General features: G+C 45.3%; 23 protein-coding genes. 13 read left to right on the top strand and 10 right to left on the bottom strand.

Translation table 11 applies throughout. The features are described from left to right. Window positions 1-98 precede the first annotated feature (98 nt). Window positions 99-1,313, top strand: a complete 1,215-nt coding sequence (locus A3860_RS06970; protein ID WP_081145828.1) for a glycoside hydrolase family 5 protein — start codon at window positions 99-101, stop codon at window positions 1,311-1,313. A 49-nt stretch (window positions 1,314-1,362) separates the two neighbouring features. On the opposite strand, the gene A3860_RS06965 is transcribed toward A3860_RS06970, so the two are convergent. Both A3860_RS06965 and A3860_RS06960 read right to left on the bottom strand, forming a co-directional pair. After that, complete coding sequence (locus A3860_RS06965) at window positions 1,363-2,037, bottom strand: hypothetical protein (protein ID WP_158085156.1); 675 nt, start codon at window positions 2,035-2,037, stop codon at window positions 1,363-1,365. Between the two features lie 13 nt (window positions 2,038-2,050). Beyond that, entirely contained in the window at window positions 2,051-2,695 is a 645-nt protein-coding gene (locus tag A3860_RS06960) for a DUF6266 family protein (protein WP_081145826.1), read from the bottom strand. Window positions 2,696-3,867: 1,172 nt separating this feature from the next. Between A3860_RS06960 and A3860_RS06950 the strand changes: the two genes are divergently transcribed. From A3860_RS06950 to A3860_RS06930, 5 genes are all read left to right on the top strand, one after another. After that, window positions 3,868-4,524, top strand: coding sequence for a kinetochore Spc7 family protein (locus A3860_RS06950; RefSeq protein WP_081145824.1), 657 nt, complete (start codon window positions 3,868-3,870; stop codon window positions 4,522-4,524). Between the two features lie 11 nt (window positions 4,525-4,535). Next, window positions 4,536-5,531, top strand: a complete 996-nt coding sequence (locus A3860_RS06945; protein ID WP_081145823.1) for a hypothetical protein — start codon at window positions 4,536-4,538, stop codon at window positions 5,529-5,531. A 168-nt stretch (window positions 5,532-5,699) separates the two neighbouring features. After that, entirely contained in the window at window positions 5,700-7,469 is a 1,770-nt protein-coding gene (locus A3860_RS06940; protein ID WP_081145822.1) for an OmpA family protein, read from the top strand. A gap of 232 nt (window positions 7,470-7,701) precedes the next feature. Beyond that, window positions 7,702-8,484: an ABC transporter permease gene (locus A3860_RS06935; protein WP_081145821.1), complete on the top strand. Its 783-nt coding sequence runs from the start codon at window positions 7,702-7,704 to the stop codon at window positions 8,482-8,484. After that, a complete protein-coding gene (locus A3860_RS06930) occupies window positions 8,481-9,272 on the top strand; it encodes an ATP-binding cassette domain-containing protein (protein ID WP_081145820.1) in 792 nt (263 codons plus the stop codon). The genes A3860_RS06935 and A3860_RS06930 overlap by 4 nt, the downstream gene beginning before the upstream one ends. Window positions 9,273-9,339: 67 nt before the next feature. Here the strand turns inward: A3860_RS06930 and A3860_RS06925 are convergent, their stop codons facing one another. After that, the gene (locus A3860_RS06925; protein WP_081145819.1) at window positions 9,340-9,861 is read right to left on the bottom strand and encodes a hypothetical protein; all 522 of its coding nucleotides are present in this window, start codon (window positions 9,859-9,861) and stop codon (window positions 9,340-9,342) included. Window positions 9,862-10,222: 361 nt separating this feature from the next. On the opposite strand from A3860_RS06925, the gene A3860_RS06915 reads away from it, so the two are divergent. Next, on the top strand, window positions 10,223-13,291 hold the full coding sequence (locus A3860_RS06915; RefSeq protein WP_081145817.1) for a glycosyltransferase family 117 protein: 3,069 nt from the start codon (window positions 10,223-10,225) through the stop codon (window positions 13,289-13,291). A 109-nt stretch (window positions 13,292-13,400) separates the two neighbouring features. On the opposite strand, the gene A3860_RS06910 is transcribed toward A3860_RS06915, so the two are convergent. After that, complete coding sequence (locus A3860_RS06910; protein ID WP_081145816.1) at window positions 13,401-13,856, bottom strand: hypothetical protein; 456 nt, start codon at window positions 13,854-13,856, stop codon at window positions 13,401-13,403. A gap of 175 nt (window positions 13,857-14,031) precedes the next feature. On the opposite strand from A3860_RS06910, the gene A3860_RS06905 reads away from it, so the two are divergent. The 6 genes from A3860_RS06905 (at window position 14,032) to A3860_RS06880 (ending at window position 20,850) form a co-directional block, all read left to right on the top strand. Continuing rightward, a complete protein-coding gene (locus A3860_RS06905; RefSeq protein WP_081145815.1) occupies window positions 14,032-14,619 on the top strand; it encodes a peptidylprolyl isomerase in 588 nt (195 codons plus the stop codon). A gap of 11 nt (window positions 14,620-14,630) precedes the next feature. Then, on the top strand, window positions 14,631-15,371 hold the full coding sequence (locus A3860_RS06900) for a phytanoyl-CoA dioxygenase family protein (RefSeq protein WP_081145931.1): 741 nt from the start codon (window positions 14,631-14,633) through the stop codon (window positions 15,369-15,371). A gap of 276 nt (window positions 15,372-15,647) precedes the next feature. Further along, entirely contained in the window at window positions 15,648-15,854 is a 207-nt protein-coding gene (locus A3860_RS06895) for a hypothetical protein (protein WP_081145814.1), read from the top strand. A 314-nt stretch (window positions 15,855-16,168) separates the two neighbouring features. Next, complete coding sequence (locus A3860_RS06890) at window positions 16,169-16,639, top strand: (2Fe-2S)-binding protein (protein ID WP_081145813.1); 471 nt, start codon at window positions 16,169-16,171, stop codon at window positions 16,637-16,639. Between the two features lie 38 nt (window positions 16,640-16,677). Next, window positions 16,678-18,849, top strand: a complete 2,172-nt coding sequence (locus tag A3860_RS06885; RefSeq protein ID WP_081145812.1) for a xanthine dehydrogenase family protein molybdopterin-binding subunit — start codon at window positions 16,678-16,680, stop codon at window positions 18,847-18,849. A gap of 285 nt (window positions 18,850-19,134) precedes the next feature. Then, window positions 19,135-20,850 (top strand): DUF2341 domain-containing protein, encoded by a 1,716-nt coding sequence (locus tag A3860_RS06880; protein WP_081145811.1) that lies wholly within the window; start codon window positions 19,135-19,137, stop codon window positions 20,848-20,850. 123 nt (window positions 20,851-20,973) lie between these two features. Here A3860_RS06880 and A3860_RS06875 read toward each other — a convergent pair whose 3' ends face one another. The 6 genes from A3860_RS06875 to A3860_RS06850 form a co-directional block, all read right to left on the bottom strand. Beyond that, entirely contained in the window at window positions 20,974-21,642 is a 669-nt protein-coding gene (locus A3860_RS06875) for an NAD-dependent epimerase/dehydratase family protein (protein ID WP_081145810.1), read from the bottom strand. A 218-nt stretch (window positions 21,643-21,860) separates the two neighbouring features. Then, entirely contained in the window at window positions 21,861-22,865 is a 1,005-nt protein-coding gene (locus tag A3860_RS06870; RefSeq protein WP_081145809.1) for an LLM class flavin-dependent oxidoreductase, read from the bottom strand. 46 nt (window positions 22,866-22,911) lie between these two features. Beyond that, the gene (locus A3860_RS06865; protein ID WP_081145808.1) at window positions 22,912-23,457 is read right to left on the bottom strand and encodes an RNA 2'-phosphotransferase; all 546 of its coding nucleotides are present in this window, start codon (window positions 23,455-23,457) and stop codon (window positions 22,912-22,914) included. Between the two features lie 12 nt (window positions 23,458-23,469). Beyond that, entirely contained in the window at window positions 23,470-24,411 is a 942-nt protein-coding gene (locus tag A3860_RS06860) for an ADP-ribosylglycohydrolase family protein (RefSeq protein WP_081145807.1), read from the bottom strand. 22 nt (window positions 24,412-24,433) lie between these two features. Beyond that, a complete protein-coding gene (locus A3860_RS06855) occupies window positions 24,434-24,904 on the bottom strand; it encodes a macro domain-containing protein (protein ID WP_081145806.1) in 471 nt (156 codons plus the stop codon). Window positions 24,905-24,914: 10 nt separating this feature from the next. Next, window positions 24,915-25,736 carry a TIGR02452 family protein gene (locus A3860_RS06850; RefSeq protein ID WP_081145805.1) on the bottom strand — a complete coding sequence of 274 codons (822 nt, stop codon included), beginning with the start codon at window positions 25,734-25,736 and terminating at the stop codon, window positions 24,915-24,917. Window positions 25,737-25,741: the final 5 nt, after the last annotated feature.

Below are 25,741 nucleotides of genomic sequence, written 5' to 3'. Positions count from 1 at the left end.
ACCGTTACTGTAACATTTTTTGGTACGTTTAATGCTAACTAAGAAATCGAATAAATGTAGCGGAATATTTTTCTCACTTTAAAACTCCTTGGGCGTATATGAAAATTAACAAAGGCCTGAACCGCCGGACATTCTTGCGTAATGTCGGGTTGGCAGCTATGGGTGGGTTGGCAGGATGCTCTAAAGTATTACCTGAAATCACATCCCTTACACAGCATACAAATAATACCAATTCAAACGCTTCAACCACTGCAGGCACTTCAAAAAACAGATTGCCCAAATGGAAGGGCTTTAACATTAATGACTTTTTTCAACCAGACCCCTATTATGCAGGCGGCTCAACACCCGAAGAGTTCTTCAAATGGGTGGCCGATTGGGGATTTGATTTCATCAGAATGCCTGTGGCTTATCCCTACTATCTGAACCTGGAAAAATACCAGAAGTACATCCACAATGATGATGTATATAAAATAAATGAAAGCCGGGTGAACCAGATAGAGCAAACCATTTATCTGGCACAGAAATATAACCTGCATGTAAGCCTGAATTTACACCGCGCACCGGGTTACTGCGTAAGCACTGGCTATAATGAGCCATACAACCTGTTTAAAGAAAAGGATGCACAGGATGCATTTTGCTATCACTGGAGCTACTGGGCAAAGCGGTTTAAGAATACTTCAACCGGCAAGATCAGTTTTGACCTGGTGAATGAACCCTGTTATCGCGCAGATGTAAACGACACATCCTCTACAACCACTGCCATTCCCGGTTCTGTGTATCGTTCGGTAGCACAGGCCGCCGCGCAGGTAATAAGGGCAGAAAATTCCAATTATTATATTATCGCCGATGGCAACAATGGCGGCTCAGATGTGGTTCCCGAGCTGGCCGATTTGAACATTGCGCAAAGTTGCCGCGGATATACACCATTTGAGATCTCGCATTACAAAGCGCCCTGGGTATATGCTGATGCGGCGTACCAGCCAACGCCCTTGTGGCCCGGTACAGTTGGCGGCCGCTATTTCAGCCGCGCTACACTGGAAGAATATTACAAACCGTGGATTGAGATGGTAAACCAGGGCGTGGGTGTTCATTGCGGTGAATGCGGTTGCTGGAACCAAACGCCGCACGATGTATTCCTCGCGTGGTTTGGCGATGTACTCGACATACTCACCTCGAACGGGATCGGTTTTGCCTTGTGGGAACTGAAAGGCGATTTCGGGATCCTGAATTCAAACCGGGCCGATGTGCAGTATGAAGACTGGTATGGTTACAAACTCGATAAAAAATTACTTACCCTGATGCAAAGTAAATAAGTTGTTGTAGTGAATGGTGAATGGTCAATGGTGAATAGCTCGCGATTGTTCAAATTAATAAACGAACTTGCGCCGCCGTAAATCCATTGACCATTGACCATTGACCATTGACCATTGACCATTGACCATTGACCATTGACCATTGACCATTGACCATTGACCATTGACCATTGACCATTGACCATTGACCATTGACCATTGACCATTGACCATTGACCATTGACCATTGACCATTGACCATTGACCATTGACCATTGACCATTGACCATTGACCATTGACCATTGACCATTGACCATTGACCATTGACCATTGACCATTGACCATTGACCATTGACCATTGACCATTGACCATTGACCATTGACCATTGACCATTGACCATTGACCATTGACCATTGACCATTGACCATTGACCATTGACCATTGACCATTGACCATTGACCATTGACCATTGACCATTGACCATTGACCATTGACCATTGACCATTGACCATTGACCATTGACCATTGACCATTGACCATTGACCATTGACCATTGACCATTGACCATTGACCATTGACCATTGACCATTGACCATTGACCATTGACCATTGACCATTGACCATTGACCATTGACCATTGACCATTGACCATTGACCATTGACCATTGACCATTGACCATTGACCATTGACCATTGACCATTGACCATTGACCATTGACCATTGACCATTGACCATTGATCATTGACCATTGACCATTACTCCTGAGGCTTCACATTCATTGCTCCCAGGTAAATACTATCCGACTGCATGCTTCTATCTGCAGCTATAAAGGCGGCATACAGGTGATACACCTGGCCCCTCACCGCCGACAACTGTAATGTATCGGCACCCGTGTACCTGAGCAGTCCGGTTAATGTACTTATTGAAAATCCATTTTCAATATCGTAGGCAAGCAGCATTACCTGGTCGTACCGGTTTGAGCGGGAAATGGCCTCTGTACTCCAGGCAAACTGTACAACATGATTTTCAAGCAGCGTAGCCTGCATATTTTGCGGCAATGGCAATTCACCGGCACTCACCTTCACCAACGCCGGGTTAATGATAAGATCAGGCGCCACCCCTTCGAATGCATTCTTTAACAGGCACGACTTGGCAGCCAGATACCCTTCTACCGTTTCGGTATAGCCGCGAAAGCCTTCGCGTACAAATTTTGTAACAGGGCGCAACCATGCCTGCGCCATGGCCCATTTCTTCCGGTTGATCAGTTCTTTCTCCGAGGGCATTGACTTACGTTCTTTCGGTAACGACTTAACATAAGGCTTACCCTTCCAACTGGAGACAATCAGGTTACCAACTTTACCATTTACAGGGCCCAGACTGCCATATTTAAGACTTCCCATAACCGTAGTTTTTTGATTAGGTAAGTTAGTATTTAAAACGTATTCAAAATAAGATCAAACTATAACTTGATTAAGATCAAACAGGGACCTGATAAAGGCATATCCTTATCTTGTCTTTGTTTGGTCTTTGTTAGGTCTTTGGTTGGTCTTTGTTTGAACACCCGCCAAAAGCACGGGAACCAGGCGCCAAAGTATCGCTTGCGAGGTCTGGGCACCGCGAACGGAGCTGAAAACTTTGAGCTAAGAATTGCTGCCGCCAATCAGGAATTATAAACAGATCTGCGAACTTTGAACTGTAAACCGTGGCCTTCCACTATGGAATGGTTTCCGGCGACCAGGAACCTTTGCCCCAACCGCTTACCGCAAGATTATCAGCCACTTACCCGCATATATTCGCTTTTAGCCACTTATTTTACCATTCATCACACATACTTTACCGGCCGGCAAACAAAAGTTGCCGCTCGTGCCTGATTCTCTAAACGAAATGTTAACCCCCTTATACCTTTGGTATGTCAATCAAATAGGAGATACTTCTCCACCAACAATGAACCATTACTTAGAGTTTCTCTTCGCCCGTTACCGCCAAAGAGTAAAGCCACCAGCAATCATCCAATTTTAATCATCCAGGAAAAGAGCTACCGAGCTAACGCTGCTCAAACATTTTCCTATACAGCTGCTTGCTGTGTACCGGATTTTCTATGCTCAATTCAATTTGATGGAACGAAGCACACAAATTTTTCAATCGCTACATAAGGTTTTTGAAAAATCTTGCGCGCAGTTGCATCTGGCTTAAAAGCAATTAAATAGTTAGGAGATGAAATTAAAATGCTGGATCGGCCCCATAATAGCTGTAATAATTTTACTCACACTGCGACAGATGGTTTACAATTCGATGGCAAATGAACAACAACGGTCAGTAGTACCCGCAGTAACAGAATTAAAAAAGCCGGAGCTCAGTTCTCCCATGGCCGGTACCCGTTCACTCACTGACACCCTGCCCTTCTGATTTAATCAGCATTATAACAAGGCAGTAAAGCAATTGACATAACAGTGCAGCTGTTATGGGTGACCGTTCTATGCGCGGAAGCCTTCCTGCCCCTTCGATGGAGGGGGGAGAATGAAAGTTATTGTCCAGACCCATCGTATTGAATAACACTTAAAAACATACAACAATGGCCAACTTAGGAAAAAAAATTCTGTCGGCTTTCGTGGAGGTAAACGACGACCCAAAAAAAGAAGCGGAAAAGCCGGCAGCAACCAAACAGGTTTATACACCTGCCACTCCGCAACCAGCTGCCACCTTCACCCCCACAACTGCCAGCAACAGTTATGCATCAACGGGGAACAGCAAATTCGCCGCCTACTTTGAAAAGCTGTTCGAGGAAGCAAACATTCCGGGGCCCGATTACTTCGAGTTCAGTAAAATGACAGAAGCCATGCAGGCCGTTCCGGATGAACAGGTACGTTATAGTACAGCCTTTGCAGGCTTAAGCGTTCAGGGGCTCGATAAACAGAAATTATTATCAACCGCTGCCCAGTACCTGCAAATGTTGGAAACCGATGCCACCAACTTCCAGAACACCGTAGGCACTGCCTTACAGGAAAAAGTGCATGAAAAGAAACGGCAAATGGAAGAAAAAGCACAACGCATTCAACAGCTGACGCAGGAAATAAGCACGTTGCAAAACGAACAGCTGACCCTGCAAAGCGAGATAAAAGAAAATGAAGCGAAGATTGAAGCCAATACAGGCGGCTATAAATATGAGAGCGAAGCCATGAAGAGCCGGATAAACCGGGACATAGAAAAAATAAAACGCTATATACAATAAACTATTATAAAATGATAAACCCTATTCAAAAAGCAAAAACCCCGGGGTGGTTTGCTGAACCCAAGAACATGGCCACTGCTGTTATAGGCCTATCCTTATTTGCCGGTTTGGCGTACGGTTTTTTAACCTACGTACTGCCATGGCTGGTAACCGTAACCTGGAACCTGGTGAACCTGGTTATAGGCGGTGTGATCCTCAGCTTGCTGCTGATGATCGTAACCAATAAAAAATTCTGGCGGGCATTAAAATACTTTTCAGCATTCATCGCCAATTACACCATTGGCATTGCAATAGAATTGAATCCGTTCAATATTCTGCAGGCCAAAATTGAGCAGGGTTATAAGGATAGAAATACCTTATATCAACAGGCCGCCAAATTAAAAGGCAAACAAAGTGAGCTGGTCGACAAACTGACCGACAAGGAAAAAGAGTTGCAGCTGAACATACAAAAAGTAAGGATCCTGCAAGCCGAACAGGGAAAGAACAGTCGACAGGTTGATCTGTATGCAAACAATGTTTTGCGTTGCCGGGAGTACATCGACAATGTAACCCCCATAGTAGGCGACCTGAACAAGCTGATACAATTTGCCGATGCAGCCTATGAAGAGAGCGGTATTATGCTCGAAGATGCGAAGCTCGATCTGGAAGCCAAGAAAGACCTGTACTATTCAGTAACAACCGGTTTATCGGCCGTAACAAGCGCCATGAAAGCGTTCAGGGGCGATGATGAACTGAACCAGGATGCCGAAAAAGCCCTCGCCATATTGAAAGTGCAGATCGGTGAAAAGATCGGCCATATTAAATCGGCCATAGATGTTACCTCACGCTTTATGGACGACAAGGTACTGGAAGATAAAGCCAAAAGTGCCCAGGCTATTGAACTCATCAACCAGTTCAATAAAGACAACGACTTCAATTATACGCAAAATGCGTTGGAGAAGAATAGCGACAACGGCAAGCTGAAAGGGATCGCAACGCCCGACCGCTACAGAGGTCTTTTAGATTAAGCTCAACAGAATTAATGCCGATGAACGGAGCGTCGCAAGCGGTGCATAACCGGAGCGATGCAGCCGGTAACCCCATCCATGCCCTGTAAAAACCAAAACATTTAACAAACAATACAACCAACAACCCGGGCACTTAGCAAAATCTAAGTACTCAAAAAACATTCAACTATGGCAATGAAAATAAAACCCGCCGGAAAAATAGTAATAATCGCAGCAGTAGTAGCTGCAGGTATTTTAGGCGTAAGATGGTATCAAAACCGTCCCAAGGAAGTAAACGCATCTATTGAAGTAGGTAAAGTAGCCCTGCCCAATGCACCGGAAGCCTCCTTACAGGGCAACGCCGCTGTACAATTACCCCTTCCCGGTGATGAACAGGCCGTGAACGGGGGCACACAGATTAGCTGGGAACGCATGGCCTGGAATAGCCAGTTCAGCGGTATGTATGCTAACGGTGGCGTACGTACTACAAAAGGATCTTTGTTCGATAAAGCGCACCTCGACGTTACATATGTACGTCAGGACGACTGTAACAAACAAATGGCCGACCTGGTAAAATTCGCCAACGATTATAAAACCAATCCGAATACACCGGGCGTTTTGATCACGTTCATGGGCGACGGTATGCCGGCCTTTATGACCTCGCTCGCCAAAGAGCTGGACCCATTGGGTCCCGAATACCAACCCATTATTATACCGGTTACACACGGTAAATCGTATGGTGAAGACCAAATAATGGGCCCCACTTCCTGGAAGCAGGACCCGCACAACGCCGTGGGTAAATGCGTGGCCGGTGTGCTGCGCGATGGCGACATCAATATTTTGTTGAAATGGGCCGGTGACAACGGGTTAAAGGTAAACCCCGATGAAACCACTTACGACGGTAATGCCATCAACATCATTGCTGCCAATGACTTCCTCGATGCACCTAACAAGTACATCACCGGTTATACCGAAAAAAGGAAGCTGATCGTAAATGGAAAAACAACCGGTACCGACACCACGGTGAGTGTTGACGCCGTAGCCACCTGGACACCCGGTGACGTAAATGTCGCCACCAAAAAGGGTGGACTGGTAAGCATTGCCAGCACCCGTCAGTATGCATCGCAAATGAGTAACCAAACCATTGTCATTAAAAAATGGGCTTATGATCACCGTACCGATATCGAGAACATGATCATTGCCCTGGCCCAGGCCGGCGACCAGGTACGTTCGTTTAATGAAGCCAAACAATTTGCGGCTGAAGTAAGCGCCAAATTGTACCAGGAACAAAACGCCGCCTACTGGTTAAAATACTTCAATGGCGTGGAAGAAAAAGATATTCAGGGGTTGAAAGTGAACCTCGGAGGTTCTGCCGTATTTAACCTGAACGATATGGCCAATACCTATGGACTGGGCGACGATAAGGTTGACCGTTACAAAGCGGTGTACAACACCTTTGGTAACCTGATGGTGAAAATGTACCCTTCCATAATGCCCAGCTTTTTGCCCTATGAAAAAGCCGTTGACAAATCGTTCCTGTTCAGTGTGATCTCGAACCACCCCGAACTGTTACAGGGTAAGGCTATTGAAACAAAATATGCCGAACAGATCACCTCGGAAGTATCATCCAAATCGTACAGCATTGAGTTTGAGACCGGCTCTGCCAACATCAAACCCGGTTCGTACAGAATGCTGGATGAGATCTTTGAATCGGCTGTAGTGGCTGAAGGCCTGAAGCTGGGGGTGTATGGCCACACCGATAATAAAGGCAGCGACGTCGTAAACGTGCCGCTTTCACAAAAGCGTGCCGAAGCGGTAAAAGCTTACCTGATCAAAAAAGGCTTGAAACAAGATCAGATAGAAGCCAAAGGTTATGGCGCTGAAAAACCCATAGCCGACAACAGCACCGAAGCCGGCCGAAGCAAGAACCGCCGTGTGGAAATTGTGCTGGGTGAGTAGGCGGTGATTGGGAGATTTTGAGATCGGGAGATTTTGAGATTTTAAAATCTTCGGAATTGCCGGGAATTGGCAAATCCAGAAATCAAGAAATCCCGAAATCAGAAATCAGAAGTTGCTATCAGTATCATAAAAGCCGTGTCACCTAGGTTGTAGCTGGGGCACGGCTTACCCTTCGACTGCGCTCAGGGCAAGTCATGAGTGAAGCCAAAGAATAACCAACCAACTAAAAAACATGAAAAAGATCTTTCAACCATTTGCCACGGTCAACAAACAAACGGTGATGACTATGGTGGCCGTGCAGGTGGTTATTACCTTATTGCTATGGCATACGATGTCGGCCGGGTTAATACCCAAACCCGCCAAAGTAGCCAGCGCCTTTGTTCAATTGCTGGGCAGCAAACTATTGCTCGACAATATACTGGTAAGCCTGCTGCTTACTTTAAAGGCCATGTTGTACTCGATATTGATCACTTTGTTGTTTGCTTATTTATCAGTGTTGCCTTTTTTCAGAAGCGTGGCGTTGTTCATTGTGAAATGCAGGTACCTCACCCTTACAGGTTTGATATTCATTTTCACCCTGCTTACAAAAGATGGCAGCGAGTTAAAGTTATCATTACTGGTATTTGGTATTGTGCCCTTCTTTGTAACCTCATTTCTGTCGGTGATCGTGAATATTAACCCGCAGGAATATGAACTGTGCAAAACCCTGGGCTATAACAACTGGCAAACCCTGTACGAGGTAATTATCATTGGCAAAGCCGATCAGGTGTTTGAGATACTGCGACAGAACTTCGCCATTTCGTGGTTAATGATCACCATGGTAGAAGGGCTGAGCATGAGCGAAGGCGGTATAGGTACGCTGCTGATAAAATACAACAAGTACAACGACCTTACCAACGTACTGGCCCTACAGCTGGTGATCTTTGTGATTGGTTTATGTTTCGACTATTTACTGGGCACCATGCGGCACTGGTTGTTCCCCTATAGCAAATTAAAAGAAGTAAAAGCATCATGACACAACATACAAAAGAAGAAGTGCTGCTGCAGGCTACCGATGTGCAGCTCACCTTCGACCGGTCCATTTTGCGCGATATAAATTTTTGTATCAGGAATATTACCCGTCCCGGTGTTTTACAGGGACAGGTAGTTACCCTCATCGGCCGAAGCGGTATTGGTAAAACGCAATTATTTAAAATACTGTCGGGTTTGCAATCGCCTACATCGGGGCAGGTCACTATCAACAACAACAAACCGGTGAAGGCCGGTGATATGGGCGTTATATTCCAGAACTATTATTTATTTGAATGGAGAACCGTGCACCAATCACTGATGCTGGCTGCCAAAAAGAACAAGGCCCTGTTCGGAAGGGAAAAACAAACCATTGAACAATATGCAGAACAGTTTCAGTTAACCGGCCACCTGAACCTGTATCCGCAGCAATTGTCGGGCGGGCAGCGTCAACGTGTAAGCATTATGCAACAGCTCTTAAAGGGGTCCAACTTTATATTGCTCGATGAACCGTTCAGCGGGCTCGACGTATGTATGCTCGATAAAGCGGTGGAGATGTTATTGCAGGTTTCCCTGTCAGACGAATTGAAAACACTGATCATTGTATCGCACGATATCGAGAACAGTGTGGCCATTTCTGATACGGTTTACATTTTAGGGAATGAACCAGGTAAGGAAGGCGCCACTATTAAAAAGGAGATCGATCTTATTGAACGGGACCTGGCCTGGCAGAAGCATATTAAACAGGAAAGAAGATTTATGGAAACGATAGAAGAAATAAAAGCATGTTTGTAAAAAGAAAAGGCGGGCCCCATTGCTTTGACCCGCCTTTATTTAAGAGACATGATATTACTTTATAATCTTACAACCCAAACCGCCAGCCTACTTTAAATGCGATCCAGGAGGCAAAGCCGGCAGAACCGCCACGGGAAAAACCCTCATAGGCAATGCCCAGGTCCATGGGACCCAGTTTGGCGCCGGCGCCTATATCGGCGGTAAAACGAGAATAATCAGTATCGGTGGTTTTGTCTTTTATATGCGCCACGCCCGCATCGGCATTAATGAATAAGATATTAGCCGGAAAAAAATATCTGCGTAACCCTATCTTCATAGGAACATAGGTGATATTACCCACTTCTTTCGACTTCGCATTAAACACGGTATACCCAACAGTTCCCACCACCTTGGTTTTTCCGGGACCAATACCAACACCCGCATCGGCGCCTACACCAAAATTGTAATCATTCCTGAAACCGGTTTGCACCGGCGAGGCATATTGCCCATGGGCGAAAATGAAAAATAACTTTTGTGCAGCCGCACGATTATAAACTCCGCCAATCAGCAACAAGGCTAAAACGGTTAATGATCGAATGCCATATTTCATATTGGAAGGTATATATGTGAGTTGATGAAAATTTTATGCCATTATACGGATCTTACATAATCGTTAATTCACATGTATCTATTACTTATGACATCCAAGCAAGGCACTACCCCTATCCTCAAAAATAATTAACGTTTCTATAGGATATTGTTCATACTCCTATAAATGAAATTGGCGAAATATATTCGAAATTTAAGAATCTGTTTGAATACCCTGCTTTTTAGAAGTTTAACGCCCTGAAAAAGAAAGGCACATTGTAGTTTACCAGCACCGGCATAGGGATTAAAGTCTTCCACCCCTGAAAACAGGTGGGCAGAATTTGTATTGTATAAACTCATGATACAACTTTAAATCCATTACAATGAACTTCAACAAAGTGAACAACCTGGCAGGATGGGCGGTATGTGCCATAGCCTGTACCGTTTACCTGCTGACGATGGAGCCAACCGTTAGCTTATGGGATTGCGGTGAATTTATTTCAACTGCCTATACCTTAGGCATACCCCACCCGCCCGGCGCACCGCTGTTTTTACTCATTGCACGCCTGTTTATTATTCTCTTTGGCAACAATGCGCATACAGCCGCCCTTGCCGTGAACAGCATGAGCGCCATCGTGAGCGGCCTCACCATTTTGTTCCTGTTCTGGACCATCACACACTTTGCCCGTAAGCTGGTACAAAAAAATGAGGAACCACTTAACCGGCAATCAGTCTTTATGATCATAAGCGCCGGGGTAATAGGCGCACTCGCGTATACGTTTTCCGATTCATTCTGGTTCAGCGCTGTTGAAGGCGAAGTATACGCCTTGTCTTCTTTCTTCACCGCACTCGTATTCTGGGCCATTTTAAAATGGGAACGGCAGGCGCACCAGCCCGGTTCCGACAAATGGCTCATCTTTATTTTCTTTATGATGGGGCTTTCCATTGGCGTACACTTGCTGAACCTGTTGACCATTCCGGCCATCATTATGGTATATTACTTCAAAAGATTTAAAGTTACCCGGCGCAATACCCTGCTTGCTTTTTTAATTGGCTGCGCCATCACCGGCTTTGTGATGAAGTTCATTATTGTATACACCGTTAAAGGAGCCGGCGCCTTTGACGTTTACTTTGTGAATGAGCTGGGCACCCCATTCTTCGCCGGCTTTGCCTGCTTCTTCCTGTTAATAGCCGCCGGTATTGCCTGGGGCATACGATTCGCCAATAAAAGAAAATTACACTACCTGCAACTCGGCCTGTGGAGCAGCGCCTTTATGCTGCTTGGTTATTCCACTTACCTCACTACCATGATCAGGTCAAATGCCAACCCCGGGGTCGACATGTACAATATTGACAACCCCATTAACCTGGAAGGTTACCTGAGCCGCGAAAAATATGGTGACTGGCCTATTCTATACGGACCTGATTTCACTGATAAAGCACCTTTTGTAAAGACCGGCGAACAATATGTAAGAGGAAAAAACAAATATGAAGTAACCGGTTCGCGCTACAAACAGGATTGGGGTAATACGCCCTCTTCCCATTTATTCCCGCGCATGTATGATGCAGACAACGATCGCGGACAGGTAGATTGCTATCGCCAGTTTGCCGGGCTCGCTGCCGATGAAACGCCTACCATGGGCGACAACCTCAAATACTTTATGCGGTACCAGGCAGGTTGGATGTACATGCGTTATTTTATGTGGAATTTCGCCGGCAAACAAAATGATCTGCAGGGCTTCGGCAATCCGCGTGATAGTAATTTCATCAGTGGCATCGGCTTTGTTGACAATGCCCTGTATGGCAATCAACAAAAACTGCCCGATACCTCACGCATCACCAACAAGGCCTATAACCGGCTGTACATGTTACCGCTGTTGTTAGGCGTTGCGGGTTTATTGTTTCAATGGAAACGTAACCGCCGCGATCTGTTGGTGACCAGTTTATTGTTCCTGATGACCGGCCTCGCCATTGTAGTGTTCCTGAACCAGGCCGGTTACCAGCCCCGCGAACGCGACTATGCTTTTGTAGGTTCCTTCTACGCATTCGCCATTTGGATCGGGCTTGGTGTTCTATGGGTAAAGCAGGTATTTGAAAAGATCACCAAAACACCGGTAGCAGCTTACGCAGCAAGCGGGCTCTGTTTACTGGCCGTTCCGGTATTGATGGCGCAGCAGGAATGGGACGACCACGACCGCCATCAGAAAACCCTGGCGCTTGATTTGGCCAGAAATTATCTGGAAAGTTGTCCGCCCAATGCCATCCTGTTTACCGCCGAAGACAACGACTCCTATGCCTTGTGGTATGCGCAGGAAGTGGAAGGCATCAGAAAAGATGTACGCGTAGTAGTTAGTACGTTGATTGGAACTGACTGGTCAATAGACCAGCTGCGCTATAAAGTAAATAAAAGCGCGCCGTTCAACGTGGTGTTTACACCCGAACAGGTTGCCGGCGACAGGCTCAATGTAGTGTACTATTCTAAAATGCCGGGGTTTGAACCGGATAAATACTACGACCTGCACGACATGCTGAAAAATGTAGTTGGTAGCGATGACCCAAAATATACGACCATGTCGGAAGATGGGGATGTATACCATTTATTCCCGGTTCAGAAATTCAGCGTACCGGTGGATGTAAAAACAGTGACCGCCAATGGCACCGTACATGCCGGTGATAAAGTGGTGGATGCTTTGCATATAGACTTAGGCAATAAAACTTATTTGTTCAAGAATGACCTGGCTATATTGGCAGTAATTGCCGGCAACCAATGGAAACGGCCGATCTGTTTTGCCAATAGTGGTACGGCCCAGGACCTGGGGTTGGAAAAATACACCCGCCTGAATGGCCTCACCTATCAGCTGGTGCCAGTTGAAAACACCAACACCGGCGGTGTAAATACGGATGTTGCCTATAATAACATCATGCAAAAATTCGCATATGGCCATGCCAACAAAAAAGACGTTTACTTTGATGAAGAGAACCGCCGCCGCATGAACATCATTAAACTGGCACATGCGCAGGTAGCCCGCAGCCTGGCAGAATCCGGCAAAAAAGAAGAAGCACGCCGGGTGCTGCATCGCTACGACGACCAGGTGAGCGAGGCCAATATTCCTTATGGCATGACGAGCAACCGGGGAAATATGCACAATATTTATTCCCTGCAGTTCCTGGCAGCCTGTTATGCAGCCGAAGATGTTACCCTGGCAAAGAAAGTGGCCGCATCCCTGAAAAAAGATCTGCAGCAACAAATGCAGTATTACCAGTATCTTGGTGATGAAAATTATACCGCCGAACAGCTGGTGAACAATGCGTGGTTATTATTGCAGGGGAAAGGCGGTGAGTTGTCGAATAAACAGGCATCCTTTGCACAGGATATTGTTTCAACTTACCAGCTGCTGCAACAACTGGAGAAATGGTCACCCGGGTTTCAACCTAAAAAAGGCTTGCTATAGAATATACCGAACCCTAATTACTTCAAACCCATAAAAGAAATAGAGCCATCCGCAATTGCCGATGGCTCTTGTTTTTAGGACCCTTCAAAATAGTATCTTTTTAATTATCTTAATATCTGCTGAACCGGTAACGGCCCACAGAATTATTATTGTAATTGGTGGCTACAAACGAATTGTTATACACCTTCACGTTATCAAAATACATATCAATGACATCATCACCATAGTAGTTCGACACGTGAATTGATAAGTCCTGGTGCGAATTGGTGAAGTAAACGCCAAACTCATCATAATAGCCGGTGGTTATTGACCGCATTGACCAGGTGCCATCGAGGGTAGTACCATTTTCAACATATTTGGCGCGGCCATTATTATAGAAATAGAAAACGCCGCCTTCAACGCCGGTATTTACGGTGTACCAGCCGTAGGAATCTTTTTGAGCGGCGTCGGTAAGTACCCATGAACCGGTAATAGTGGGTTGTACATCGATAACAACTTTTGAACAGCTGGCAGCTACTGAAGCAATAGTGATCAATAAAAAGGTTAAGCGTAAAATTGGTTTCATGACCGGGTGTTTTTAAAGTGAATAAAGAGTGGTCGCTATTATGATCATCCATTTTGCTGCCGGTTTATTTAATGTTCACGCAAACCAAGCCATTTGTGAGATCGTTAACGTAGGATTTTTTATTTCTTTAACAATCAACCGATAAACTGTTAATTTGCATTGTTAAAATTTGTGCATGCGCAACCAATACCTTTTTATTGTTACCGTTTCTTTACTGATAGCATCCTGTGGAACGAAGTACAAGAACCCGCATATTGAAATACAAACCAATGTGGGTGATATTGAAGTGGAGCTGTATCCCGAGCAGGCGCCTAAAACCGTGGCGGCCTTTCTTTCCTACGTAAAAAAGGGCTATTATAATAACAGTTCATTTTACCGGGTGTTGAATGAAGACAACCAGCCATCCAATGCCGATAAGGCCGAATTAATACAGGGCGGCATGTACAAATCGAAACCTAAAGTGCATGATACGCTGGCGGGCATACCGCATGAGACAACGCAGCAAACGCATATACTTCATAAAAGAGGCACCATTTCTTTAGCGCGGCTGGCGCCGGGCACAGCTACCAGCGAGTTCTTTATATGCGTTAGCGATCAACCGGGTTTTGATTTTGGCGGGGAGAACAATCCCGATAAACAAGGCTATGCCGCCTTTGGCAAAGTGGTAAAAGGAATGGAGGTCGTAAACAAGATCTACAACATGCACGAAGACGCGCAATCATTTGACCCACCGGTACCAATTTTTGATATTATTCAGTTATAATGATGCGTTCTATGGAATTAACCTTTCCTTATAAACAAGCCCTGCAGCAGGAAGGCTATGCCATTATCGACAATGTATTCAATGAAGAGGAAGTGGCAGGCATTGTTGAAGCCATCAACAACATTGATACCAGTGGTACGGCCTTCCGCAAAACAAGCGACCTGTATGCCATCAGGCGTTTTATAAAAGAAGTACCAGCTATGGCGCCACTGTTATTTAACAGCAGAATGCAAGCTATCATTGATCAGCTTTTTGGAAATGACTATTCCCTGGTGAAATCAATTTACTTCGACAAGCCCGGGCAATCAAACTGGTTTGTAGCTTACCACCAGGACCTTACCATTTCAGCTGACCAGAAAATGCAGCTGGAAGGATATGAACAATGGACCGTTAAGAACGATCAGTTTGCTGTACAGCCACCCCTTTCTTTACTGGAGAATATTTTCACGATCAGAATTCATCTCGATGATACCGATGAAAATAACGGCGCCCTGAAAATAGTTCCCGGTTCGCACCGCAAAGGCATCTACCGTCCTGAGACCATTGACTGGAGCAGGGAGAAAGAAGTGATCTGTAAAGTACCCCGTGGCGGTGTTATGATCATGCAACCCTTATTATTGCATGCTTCGAACAGAACCGTCAACAATAACAAAAGAAGGGTGATACACCTGGAATTTAGCAATCAGCAATTGCCAAACGGACTGCAATGGGCCGAATATCTTGCTGTAAATAACTTTCCCGCATCTGCATAACAAGGGGTTTTCCATTAAGAAAATAAATATCTAAAAAAGGTCAGGTAAACACTTGCACTATTAAAAATTGCTTGCCAAATTTGTAAAGCACACAACGTTATTTATTCCCTGCACATTTAATTGCCCCGGATACATTTCCAATTTCCTTACGCACATTTGACTTTCTGATCAATTCCAATTTTCAGGATTAACCACCCTTGTATTCGTCTGTTATTGGCCCATGCCAATAAGCAAATCCGTATTATCATTCGTTCATTATAAAATCAACCCGTACCAATGAAAATTTTCTATCTGCTTTTAGAACTGGCCTGCATTGCCGTTACCTGCGTTGTAAGTGCTATCATGTATTTGAAAGGTGAATACAATTTAAGTAGCCTCCTGATATTAACCTCTCTTATTTCACTGACCCTGTGGGTAAAATCGAACGGCCTGCTGGAGGATAAAAAAATAACTAACGATGCGAGCCCGCAAGAAGCTCACTGAAAAGGTGTGCATGATAACCTTTACCATCTAATCAATTTTTCGATCAGTCATTACCGGCAACCGCTTTAGCCCTGTATGTGTTGCAGCTACAGGTGCTAAAGCCGGTAATTGCTCAATACCTCATAGCAGTATTGCTTTAATCGCTTTTTAATTTTCCCGTCCCTGTAATTTTCCTCCCATCTTTTCGACTTACAGCCTTTCGGAAGAATTTCATAACTTATAAGGTGTGAAAAGATCCCATAAATACAGCGCCTCAGTTTTTTTCGCAAACGCTAAGGTGGAAACAAGGAACTGCGAACTGTAAACTTTGAATTATGAATACCACCATACAATTGCATGTCAATGGCAAAATGCATACGGTGCAGGTTGACCCTGCCACCCCATTATTGTATGTTTTAAGAAATCAACTCGAATTGAACGGTCCCAAATATGGATGCGGCTTGCAGCAATGCGGCGCCTGTATGGTATTGCTCAATGGCAAGGCAGAACCCAGCTGTATGCTGCCGGTTGCTGCTGTTACCAACAAGAAGATAGTTACCCTTGAAGGTTTGGTTCAGCCCGATAACACCCTGCATCCCGTGCAGGAGGCATTTGTGCATGAGCAGGCCGCACAGTGCGGGTATTGCATGAACGGAATGGTTATATCTGCCGTGGCCCTTTTAGCAGAGAATCCCAATCCCGATGAAGCAGCCATTTGCGCCGGTTTGCAACGGGCGCTCTGCCGCTGTGGCACACAAAGCCGCATCATAAAAGCAGTGAAACGGGCTGGTGTTGGCAAACGCTGATCTATTCCAATAACTATTGAATATTCATTATAGCCGGTATGAATAGAAGAAATTTTTTAAAGAACACTGGTTGCCTGGCCATCGGGTTCAGTTTGCAGGGACCACATTTTGATCTCCCTTCTCCCATGCGGCAGGACCTTCCTGAAAGCATCAAAAGACACCCTAATATCAATGCCTGGCTCGAAGTGCTGGCAGATGGACGGGTGCGCATTTTCACCGGCAAGCTGGAACTGGGCCAGGGTATAAGCACCGCTATAGAACAGGTGGCAGCGGAGGAATTAGACCTGCCCATGGAAAGTGTTGAGATAGTACTCGCCGACACAGCCCGAACCCCTGATGAAGGCTATACCGTAGGCAGCGGTTCTATTGAACAAAGCGCCATGGCAGTTCGCTTTGCAGCAGCAGCGGCCCGGCAAAAATTGTTGGAACTGGCAGCACAACAGCTTAACACACCTGTAAACCAGCTAACGATCGAAGACGGAAAGATCAGTACAAAAGCAGGAGATCATGTTGTTACGTTTAACCAGCTATTGAATGGTAAACAAATAACTGATAAAGTGCAGGCGCCTGTTACCCTGAAACCGAAAGAAGAATACAAACTGGTGGGCAAGGCTATTCCGCGCAGCGATATCAACCGTATGGTACGGGGCGAAACGCATTTCATTCAGGACCTGCGTTTCCCCGGTATGGTATATGCCAGCATTGTGCGCCCGCCCGCTTATGAAGCGAAGCTGTTGCAACTGGATGAAAAAGCTTTGCAAAAGAATAATCCCGGCGTTCTAAAGACAATAGTAAACGGAAGTTTTGTTGGCATTATCGCCGGGGAAGAATATCAGGCACTAAAAGCGCAACGATGGGTGCAGCAGCACAGCCAGTGGAGTACCGGTTCAAACTTGCCTGCCGGCGCCAACCTTATTGATCACCTAAAAACATTGCCGGCAAAAACCGAACGGATAACCGAAAAAGGCAGCCTTCCAACCGATAACTCTACCTTAATAAAAGCACAGTACTTCAAACCCTATCTCATGCATGGTTCTATTGGGCCATCCTGCGCCCTGGCCATTTATGAGCAGGACCGCCTGCATGTATGGTCGCATTCACAGGGCATATACCCCTTACGCGATTCCCTGGCCGCCCTGTTAAAGATCCCTGCTGAAAAGATACATATTACCGGCGTACCCGGTTCGGGTTGTTATGGGCATAATGGTGCCGATGACGTAGCAGCAGATGTAGCCTTACTGGCCATGGCCTACCCCGGCAAACATATAAGGCTACAATGGACGCGTAGTGACGAACATGGCTGGGAACCATATGGCAGCGCCATGATCATGGAAGTGGCGGCTACGCTCGACCCTTCAGGCGCTATCAATAGCTGGCAATACGATCTTTGGTCCGATACGCATGGCATTCGTCCCAGTGGAGAAGCCAACAACCTGCTGGCGGCGCAAGCTTATTCCAACCCCTTTAAAGGAAATTCCGGTTATAGCGGTGGAATGAATAGAAATTCTGAACCTTATTATACGATCCCTAACCAGCAGGTAAATGCGCATTTTTTCAAAGGGCCGTTGCGCACCTCAGCCTTGCGCAGCCTTGGCGCATATGCCAATGTTTTTGCTATTGAATCGTTCATGGATGAGCTGGCCGAAAAAGCGGGTAAAGATCCATTCACTTTTCGCCTGATGCATTTACAGGATAACCGGGCCAAAGCAGTGATCCGTAAACTGCAGGAAATGATCGCTGCCGGCAGACCCGCAACAGGCACCGGTGTTGGGATCGCCTTCTCCCGGTATAAAAATTCTTCATCGTATTGTGCCGTGGCGGCGCAGGTGTATGTTGCCTCCACAACAGGGACCATACAGGTGCAAAAAATGTGGGCAGCAATTGATTCGGGCGAGGTGATCAATATCGACGGACTGATCAACCAAACGGAAGGCGGTATGATACAATCGGCCAGTTGGACCATTATGGAACAGGTTCAGTTTGATGCACAACACATAACCAGCCGCGACTGGGTATCGTATCCTATAATGCGTTTTAACCAGGTTCCTGACGTAGAAGTAGCCGTATTGGATCAGCCCAATGAAAAGGCGATGGGGGCCGGAGAAGCGGTTCAGGGCCCGGCAGCAGCGGCCATTGCCAATGGGGTATACAAGGCCTGCGGCCAGCGGATCAGGCATTTACCCATCATAAAAGAAATGGCAAAAATGTAATGTGTATTAAAAGCGTATTAAATAAGTAATTAAACATGCCTACAATTTTACATGCATTGTTTATTATATTAATACTTAATTATTTATAAAGTATTTCCCGCTCTTTGCTAAACAAACCCCTATTTTCAGGTACTCGTTGACATATATCAAATAATAAAGGTTTCCCTTTATATTTTTTCTGCTTTTATACAATTTTTTCCTAATTCACGAGGTTATACATATTGACTTCGGATTCCCGATGCACATGAATCCGTAAAAATCCGAAGTACAATAATTGGTTAAGGTATGATACAATTCAAAGTAAAGAGTAGCACTTTGAAGAAGGGATTCTTCTGTCTATTCGTACCCGCGATGTTTTTTCATGAACATCTGTCTGCACAACTATCCGGTTACACGTATGGAAAAACTATCACCATACAAGGTTCCAAAATTTCAGGAACAGTAACCAATTTCCCCGTATTGATCAGTTTAACTGATAACAATTTAAGAACAACCGCCAATGGCGGACATGTTCAAAATGCAAGCGGGTATGATATTGCGTTTACACTGACCGATTGCAGTACCATATTACCCATGCAGATTGAAAAGTATACCGCCAGCACCGGAGAGCTGGTAGCCTGGGTAAAGCTGCCAACGCTTACCAGTGGCAGTAATCAAATTATTTATATGTTCTATGGGAAAACGGGTGTATCAACTGACCCATCCACTACAAACGTATGGGACGCCAATTATATGGGGGTATATCATTTTAATAGTAGTATTACTGATGGCACATCCAACGCTAGAACCCTTACAGAACCAGGCCTTGCTACCGCCAATTTAACAGGCAGCAAGATTGGTGATGGGCGCCGGCTGGCTAATGGTCCCTCGTTTGTTTCATCAGCATCAGGCGCGTATCTGCAGTTGCCAAGCAACATCTTCAATACTGTAACGGATTTTACTTTTGAAGGCTGGGTATATCTGGAAACGGTGAATACTAATTGGGAACGTATTTTTGATTTTGGCCGCAATACGAACTTCAACATGTTCCTTTGCCCCAGTATTGGGGGCAATGGGATAAAACGTTTTGCTATAACTATAGGTGGTAATGGCACTGAAAAACAGGTATCTTCAACCACTTCAACCGGCACCGCGGCCTGGCATCATTTTGCCGTGACCATCACTGCTTCTACTAATACTGGTGTTTTATATTTTGACGGAGCTGCCGATGCTACCAACAGCGGAGGTATAACCCTTACCCCAAGCAGCCTGGGTTCAAACACCGGGAACTATTTTGGCCGGTCGCAATATGCCGCCGATGAAGGGCTATATGGCAACTTTGATGAGTTCAGGATCTCAAGCACCAACCGCAGCGCCGGTTGGATAACCACCTCTTATAACAATCAGAATAGCCCGGCAACATTTTTTACCGTATCAGCGGAAACAGCAGGCGGCGCCTTGTGTTCTGTGCTTCCTTTAAAAGTCACGGCATTTGAAGCCAGCCCAATGCAGGATGGAACCGTATCAATAAGCTGGGTGGCCGAACAGGAATCAACCGGCGATAAATATATAGTGGAAAGATCAGCGAACGGCACCACCTGGGAAACCTTGAAGACCATTGCGGCTATTGGCAGTACCGGTGCGCAGAAATATGTTACCCAGGACCCGAGCCCAATATACCCGGCCACCTGGTATCGCATTCAACAGGTAGGAAGTGGTAACACTATTACCTATACGCAAACGGTAACTGCAAAGCTGGATGCCAGCCTGATGAACAGTAGTTTTATTGCAAGTCCTAACCCGGCCAGCCAAACTGTTACTATCAGGTTCCAGGAAAATGCATTGCCGCAAAATACCCAGGTTGAATTATTGAGCAATACAGGCATCAGGATACCTGTTCAACCCAATTACAATGGAAATACTATTTCAATGAAACTACCCATGCTGGCGAATGGAGTGTATTTCCTGAATGTATATATCAAAGGCTATAAACATTCCAGAAAATTATTGATCGTTCAATAAAAAAATAAACCCAATCAGGCAGACCACATGAAATTCCTATACCCATTACCGCTGTAAATGCTAACCAACCATTAAAAAAGCAGCAATGCCTTTTTAATCCCGCTCAGGCGGGATTTTTTTATTTCATTCAGTCAGGTGGGCAAGCTTAACGATATCCTTTACTTCCAGCACCCGTTTTTCGTATCCTTTCCCGGTGACATTGACCATGGCCTGCCCTACCTCCTGAAGGGTGCAAACAAAATTTGGGAACAATGGTCTGAGAACCGGATACAGCCAGGCAAAAAATTGATAGCCTTTCAAGGTATTCTTTAAGCCTTTGGTAGGCCGCATAAAACCGGGCCTGAACATATAGGCGGCTTTAAAAGGCAGTTGCATCAGGTCATTTTCAGTTTGGCCTTTTACGCGGGCCCACATTAATTTACCATGTTCAGAACTATCGGTACCTGAGCCGGAAACATAGCAAAAGGTCATGCCGGGGTTTTGATCGGCCAGGATGGTAGCCATATGCATGGTAAGATCATATGTAACATGGTGATAGTCTTTTTCCTTCATACCCACAGAAGAAACGCCGAGGCAAAAATAACAGGCGTTATATCCTTTCAATTGATCTTTAACAGGCGACAGATCAAAAAAATCACTGTGTAGTATTTCTTTGAGTTTGGGGTGTATTACACCGGCGGTCCTTCTGCCGATGACCAGCACTTCTCCCACTTCAGGATGCAACAGGCATTCATGCAGTACCCCTTCGCCCACCATTCCGGAAGCACCGGTTATAATTGCTTTTATTTTCATATAATGATTATCCGATATAATTATATTGATAAAACAGATAGTTAATCTGCTTTGTTTATTGCATAGCAGCTTTCCGCTATATAATACAGCGATTTAAAAATAATACCTGATCATAGTTTAGACAATAGTAGAAGAGGCCGTCAAACAAATGACAGCCTCTTCTTTATGTTTTCACGTGATGATGAATACTTTCGGGTAGGGGTTTGTGTATAAATTTTTTAAATTAAGTTGAATAATTGCGATAATAACCGGTAACTGTTAAACCGGTCATCCCGGCTTTCGGCAAAAGTAGAGAGGATGATCTCGGGTACTTCCAGTTCTGCAGCCAGGGCAATTATTTTTTCTTTTACTACATCGGGTGTTCCTATAATGGTACGCTGCCTGTTAAATAAAACCCGTTGCCACTCATTTTCGGTATAATTATATTTTTTAGCCACTTCATATGTAGGTATTTCATCATACCGGCCTTTTTCAAAGCTCAGCAGGCGGTAATCCATAATAGCCCGTACCTGTTCAGCCTTTTGCTCATCTTCTGAACAGAAAGCAAAAACACCCGCGCTGGCTTTAGGAGCTTTCAACTGCGCTGATGGTTTGAACCGTTGTTTGTAAATAGCGATTGCTTCTTTTCCGCCAACAGGATTAATGAATTGCGCATAACTGAGGGCCATGCCGCTGTGCGCAGCAAGATAAGCACTTTCACCACTGCTGGTAAGCATCCACATTTCAGGAACCGTATCGATCTGAGGTATGGCCCGTACTTTACCCTGAATGTTATTATAGTTGGGATTATCTGTGAGGAAGTCCTGCAGATCGCTGATCTGTTGAATGTATTCCTGCGGATCAAACGTATTGGAAGGATTTAACAATTGAGCAGTGATGCGGTCGCCGCCGGGTGCGCGGCCAACGCCGAGGTCAATACGCTGCGGATACAATGCTTCGAGCAGCTTGAAATTCTCCGCCACTTTTAAGGTGCTGTGATTGGGCAGCATAATGCCACCCGAACCCAGGCGAATGCGTTTGCTTTCGGCGGCCAGCCGGGCTATCAGTACTTCTGGGGCGGCGCCGGCCAGGGTAATGGTGTTATGGTGTTCGCTCAACCAGTAGCGGGTATATCCCCATTCATCGGCCAGGCGCACCAGCGCTATGGATTCCTGTAAAGCTTCGGCAGCATTGCTCCCCCGCCTGATGGGCGTTTGATCAAGGATACTTAATTGTAAAGACATCCTATAATAACAGGGGAAGCGGCAAAAGGTTTACCCGGGTATTTCTTCAGGCGGGAAAATCAATAAATGCGGGCGGTACCTGGTCGGTAAGCCACACGCCATTGTTTGATAAATAGAATGTATGTCCTTTTTCATGCATCACCAATGCCTGAATGATGAGGAGAACCGGTTTACCATGGCGCTGGCCAACCTGTAAGGCGGTTTCTTTTACAGCGCTTAAATGCACATGATGCCGACCTACTCTTTGTATTCCATGCTGGCGGATGGCCGCTATATTTTTTTCAGCGGTTCCATGAAACAATACAGCTGGTGGCATTTGAGCCGGTAAATTCAGGTCAACCTCAATACTATGTCCCTGGTTTGCGCGAATGCGCGTTTTATCATCATTAAAAGCAAAGCGCTTTTTATCATTGGTATCCACAATGATCTGCAGGGTGGCAAAATCGAGCGGGATACCTTGTTGGTTGATCTTTTCAATGAGCTCAGGTAGACTGGCCCAACCCTCGGGATCGAGGGTGAGCCCGATATGTTCGGGCTCATGCCGCAATACCAGGCTCAATAATTTACTTATATGTTTTAATTGTTTTTCCATAACTATAGTTTACTAAAGGCCCATTGCTTTCGACAGGCGATCGCAAAGGTCTTTTATATCATTACTTCTTTTGATCTCATTGATCCATTTTTCGGGAATGGAGTCAAAACCGTAGTACAGGCCGGCGAGGCCGCCGGTTACTGCTCCCGTTGTATCAGCATCGTTACCAAGGTTAACAGCCATCAGAACGGCATCGGGATAATTTTCTGTGGAGAGAAAACAATACATGGAAGCTTTCAGGGTGTTCATTACATACCCGAATGAAGGAATGTTATTAATATCCTGTTTTGTTATATCTTCTTTCAACAGCGGTGCAAAAAGGTCAATTTCAGACTGCATAATTTGCTTGTTCACGATGAAACCAAACACCGTTGTTGCAGTATTCTTATAAGCCGTTTGCTTATCGCACCCCCTTAATAACTCAAGCGCAAACTCAAGGTAGTAAAAACAGGCAATCACCGAACGTATATGACCATGTGTTACTGACGACACGTCTTTAATGATCTCATACCGTTTTTCCAGGTCAAGATCACGGATATAAAACAGCAATGGGATGATGCGCATTAATGAACCATTGCCATTACAATCTTCATCAAAGTCACCCGCTAACGAGGGTCTTGATCCCTTTTTTAAACGGCCAATGGCGCGGTGCGTGGTCATTCCAATATCAAACACCTCGCCACCAGCAGTCCAGTATCCTTCATTACGCCATTGAATAAAGCGGAAGCCCAGGTCATTCAAATCATATCCCTTGCATAATGATTCTGCCAGACAAAACGTTAGTGAACTATCATCTGAAAAAGTACCTGGAGGTTGATTATGGCTTTTATAACCTATAAAATCTTTTATGGGTTCAAGCTTCAATCTTTCTCGGCTTGTAAATTCGGCCGGCACACCCAGGGCATCACCAATGGCTACGCCAAATAATGCGCCGTGAATGGGGGTTGTTTTCATGGCTATTTCATTTTTGCTTTATTTAAAGATCATACACAGTTACAGGAATTTCTTTCATTGCCAGCTCCCTGACAATGATCGGTTCCATTTTATCCCAGGTTCCGCCCGCCAAACCGCATCCTATCCGGGGCATATGTATAGAAGCTTTTATTTCCTTAGCATAGGCTGCTACTTTTGAAAGCGCCTTTGCAATAGCATCGTATCGCACCGGTGGGTTACCTTCCTTGTCGGTTTTTTTGTCCCGTTGCCCGATCATATTCGCCACCCATATGCTTTCCTCTACCCGCACAAAGATTACTTCACCTAAAGAGAAATTTTCTTTAGAATGATACCACTTTCTAAATTCCCTTTCCGGCTCCGGCCAACGTTTAGATATCGCCACCACAAAACCTTTTCCCCAACCACCGATATCATTACACACATGCACAATGATCTTGTTGCTATCACCTAAAGGCTGAGTAGCATCACCTTTAACATAGTTAATGAGTTCCATAAAATTTGAGTTAGAACCTTTTCCTAAAAGGCTCGATGATACTTTCCTTGTTTGTTTTCACCGCAAATACAATCCGTTTGAACTGGTTCGCAAACGGTCCTGCCAATGCTTCGCGAAACAACTCAGCTATTTCTTCGGGGTCGTTCTGAAACACACCGCACCCCCAGGCCCCTAGCACCAGCGTTGTATGTTGGTAGTGCAAACAAAGCGCTAATAGTTTTTCTATCCTTACTTTCATTACAGGCATGATCTTATCTTCCTTACCGGCTTCCTGCCTTCTGACAACACCTGCATTTACTGCGGGGGAAGTAACAATAGTTGTACAGACGAGCTTATCCAACACCTTGCCGCCTTCATCTTTGAGTATGGGCACATTGGGGGAATAGATCATATGATCTGAATACAAACAGGTACCTAGCGCCCGGTGATATTCGTAATATTCCATTGCCTGTAACAAACAGGGATACAACCCTGTTGCCCTTGCAAGGCATTCTTCCTGTGCCAATGCGCCGCCCAGAAAGCCACCACCTGGATTTTTCGCCGAAGCGAAATTCAAACACAATACATCCTGTACCCCTTCTTCTTCCAACCGGCGCGCTGCATCCAGCGTAGTTTCATTGGTTACTTCATATTGGGTTTGAAAGTTGTTTGCTATTTTACTATTGGCCCGCATTTCCTCCAACTCATCCGGTTTAAACAAGCGGGTATTGTCAACCGCATTTTTCTGGATCGTTGTTATATCTACCTGATCCCCTTTACTATTTGTATAATTTCCTTTTTCAAGTATTTCGAGCGTGTCTTTTGCTATCTCGATTCTTCTACTCTGTCTCATTTTAA

It is taken from the genome of Niastella vici, assembly GCF_002077945.1.
Taxonomy (GTDB): Bacteria; Bacteroidota; Bacteroidia; order Chitinophagales; family Chitinophagaceae; genus Niastella; species Niastella vici.
This window is presented reverse-complemented; position numbering and strand designations above follow the sequence as displayed.